The sequence below is a fragment of the uncultured Amaricoccus sp. genome (genome assembly GCF_937858865.1).
In the GTDB taxonomy this organism is placed as follows: domain Bacteria; phylum Pseudomonadota; class Alphaproteobacteria; order Rhodobacterales; family Rhodobacteraceae; genus Amaricoccus.
In genome coordinates, this window is the sequence record NZ_CALLYO010000628.1 from 1 (window position 1) to 3,263 (window position 3,263).

A 3,263-nucleotide genomic window follows, 5' to 3' on the forward strand; every position below is an offset into this window, starting at 1 on the left:
AGATGATGCCGGTCAGGATGTCGACCTGGTCGGACTGGATCATCTTGTCGGCGATCTGCACCGCCACGTCGGGCTTCTGCTGATCGTCCTCGGCGATGACCTCGACCTCGGCGCCGGCGTCGCCCGCCTGCTTCAGCGCCAGCATGAAGCCGTCGCGGACGTCGATGCCGAGGCCGGCGCCCCCGCCCGAGAGCGTCGTTATCATGCCGACCTTGACCGGGGCGGCCTGCGACGGAAGGGTGGCGGCCGAGGCCAGGAGCAGCGCGGCGAGGCCGGCGGCGAGGGTGCGTTTCATCATCTGGTTCCTCCTCTGTTGTCGGTTGTGCCCGTTCTCAGCCTTCGGTCTGCGTTTCGGTCCGGGGTTCGGGCCGGGCGCGGAGCGCGAAGCGCTGGATCTTGCCGGTGGCGGTCTTGGGCAGCGCGTCCAGGAATATCACCGAACGCGGATACTTGTAGGGGGCGATCGTGGCTTTCACGTGGTCCTGCAACCGCTTGACGGTGAGCGCGTCGGGGGCGACGCCCTCCCTGAGGACGACGTGCGCCTGGACGACCTGGCCGCGCTCCTCGTCGGGGGCGCCGATCACGGCGCATTCCACCACGTCCTCGTGGGCGATGAGTGCCGCCTCGACCTCGGGGCCGGCGATGTTGTAGCCGGCGGAGACGATGATGTCGTCGTTGCGGGCGGCGAAGTGGAAGTAGCCCGCCTCGTCCTGGGTGAAGGCGTCGCCGGTGATGTTCCAGCCGTTGCGGACGTAGGTGCGCTGGCGCTGTCCGCCGAGGTAGCGGCAGCCGGTCGGGCCCTGCACGGCGAGCCGGCCGATGGTGCCGCGCGGCACCTCGTTCATCTTCTCGTCGACGATCCGGGCGCGGTAGCCGGTGACCGGGCGGCCGGTCGTCGCCGGGTGGCTGTCGCCGAAGCGGTTGGTGATGAAGATGTGCAGCATCTCGGTCGAGCCGATGCCGTCGAGCATCGGCTTGCCGGTCTTGGCCAGCCATTCCTCGTAGACGGGGCCCGGGAGGGTCTCGCCGGCCGAGACGGCGCAGCGGAGCGAGGAGAGGTCGGCGCCCTCGTCCATCGCCCGCAGCATCACCCGGTAGGCGGTGGGGGCGGTGAAGCAGATCGTCGCCCGGTGGGTCTGGATGATGTCGATCATGTTCTGCGGCGAGGCGGACTCGAGCAGCGTCGCCGTGGCGCCGAAGCGGAGCGGGAAGATGGCGAGGCCGCCGAGGCCGAAGGTGAAGGCGAGGGGCGGCGAGCCGATGAAGACGTCGTCCGCGGTGACGCCGAGGACCTCCCTGGCATAGCCGTCGGCGATGATGAGGAGGTCGCGGTGGAAGTGCATCGTCGCCTTCGGCTCGCCGGTGGTGCCGGAGGTGAAGCCGAGGAGCGCGACGTCGTCGCGGCCGGTCGGGACGGCCTCGTATCTGACGGACTTGGAGAGGGCGATGCGGTCGAGCTCGGCGTCGTGGTTGGCGGTGCCGTCGAAGCCGATGACCTTCTTGAGGAAGCGGCTGTCCTTGGCGCAGGCGACGAGCTCGTCCATCAGGCGGGTGTCGCAGAGGGCGAGGCCGATCTCGGCCTTGTCGACGATCTTGGCGAGCTCGCCGGCGCGGAGCATCGGCATGGTGTTGACGACGACGGCGCCGGCCTTGGTGGCGGCGAGCCAGCAGGCGACCATGGCCGGGTTGTTGGCCGAGCGGATCATGACGCGGTTGCCGGGCCGGACGCCGTAGTCCTCGGCCAGCGCGTGGGCGATGCGGTTGGTCCAGTCGGCGAGCTCCTTGTAGGTGCGCTGCCGGCCGTTGCCGATGAGGGCGACGTTGTCGCCGAAGCCCTGCTCGACCATGCGGTCGGTGAGCTCGACGGCGGCGTTCAGGTACTCGGGGTAGTCGAAGCCGGCGAGGTCGATGACCGGCCACTGGTCGAAGGGCGGCAGGTTGTCGCGGGTGAAGCTGTCGGTATGGGCGGTCGGGCCGAGCTGGATGGTGGGCTGCATGTTGGTTCCTGGCCTCACTCGTTGGCCTCGGGGGGGAGGAAGTCGACGTCGTGCGCCTTGGAGGCGGCGACGATGGCGGGGATGTCGGTCATGTCGTGGAGCGTCTCGAAGAGCTCCCTGAGGCGGCCGGCGGGGGAGACCCAGAAGAGGGCGCGGCAGGGCTTGTCGGACTTGTTGAAGTAGCCGTGCGGGACGCCGCGGGGCATGCGGACGAGGTCGCCGGCGCGGGCGGTCTGCCAGACCCCGTCGAGCTTCAGCTGGAGCTCGCCCTCCTGGACGAGGATGAACTCGTCCTGGTGCGGGTGGATGTGGACGGGGACGTGCTGGCCGGGGTCGCTGTTGGTCTCGAAGGCGAAGGTCGAGGCGCAGCTCGCCTTGGGGAAGTAGCGCTGGCCGAGGATGTTCCAGGCGGTGCCGCCCTCGCCCTCGCCGTTGCGGGTGATCCCGCCGTCCAGGTATTTGCTCATCTGTCGTTCCTCCCTTGGGTCGCCGCGATCGTCGCGCGGGCGATCACCACCTTCTGCACGTCGGAGGCGCCCTCGTAGATGCGGAGGGCGCGGATCTCGCGGTAGAGGCTCTCGACGGTCGAGCCCTTGCGGACGCCGTCGCCGCCGTGGAGTTGGACGGCCTTGTCGATGACGGACTGGGCGCGGTCGGTGGCGAAGAGCTTGGCCATCGCCGCCTCGCGGGTGACGCGGGGGGCGCCGGAGTCCTTGGTCCAGGCGGCGCGGTAGGTGAGGAGCGCCGCGGCGTCGACGTCGAGCGCCATGTCGGCGAGGTGGCCCTGGACCATCTGCAGGTCGGCCATCGGGGCGCCGAAGAGCTGGCGGCTGGTGGCGCGGGCGAGCGCCTCGTCGAGGGCGCGGCGGGCGAAGCCGAGGGCCGCCGCGGCCACGGTCGAGCGGAAGACGTCGAGGACGGACATGGCGATCCTGAAGCCGTCGCCGGGCTTGCCGATCAGGGCGGAGGCCGGCAGGCGCAGGTCGTCGAAGCGGAGGCGGGCGAGGGGGTGGGGGGTGATGGTCTCGAGGCGTTCGGCGATCTGGAGGCCGGGGGTGTCGGCGGGGAGGAGGAAGGCGGAGAGGCCGCGGGCGCCGGGGGCTTCGCCGGTGCGGGCGAAGACGGTGTAGAGGTCGGCGATGCCGCCGTTGGAGATCCAGGTCTTCTCGCCCGAGAGGACGTAGTCGGTGCCGTCGCGGGTGGCGGTCGTCGCGGTGGCGGCGACGTCGGAGCCGGATTGCGGCTCGGTCAGGGCGAAGGCGGAGA

Annotated in this window: 4 protein-coding genes; all 4 read right to left on the reverse strand. The window is 70.6% G+C overall.

Features of this window, described 5'->3' with window-relative positions:
* On the reverse strand, nt 1–298 hold a 298-nt coding region (locus Q0112_RS18830), incomplete at its 3' end, for an ABC transporter substrate-binding protein (protein WP_297977608.1).
* A gap of 34 nt (nt 299–332) precedes the next feature.
* Nucleotides 333–1,997: an AMP-binding protein gene (locus tag Q0112_RS18835; protein WP_297977609.1), complete on the reverse strand. Its 1,665-nt coding sequence runs from the start codon at nt 1,995–1,997 to the stop codon at nt 333–335.
* Nucleotides 1,998–2,011: 14 nt separating this feature from the next.
* Nucleotides 2,012–2,464 carry a cupin domain-containing protein gene (locus tag Q0112_RS18840; RefSeq protein WP_297977610.1) on the reverse strand — a complete coding sequence of 151 codons (453 nt, stop codon included), beginning with the start codon at nt 2,462–2,464 and terminating at the stop codon, nt 2,012–2,014.
* Nucleotides 2,461–3,263, reverse strand: an 803-nt coding sequence (locus tag Q0112_RS18845; protein ID WP_297977612.1) for an acyl-CoA dehydrogenase family protein, incomplete at its 5' end; no start/stop codon positions are given. The genes Q0112_RS18845 and Q0112_RS18840, both read right to left, overlap by 4 nt.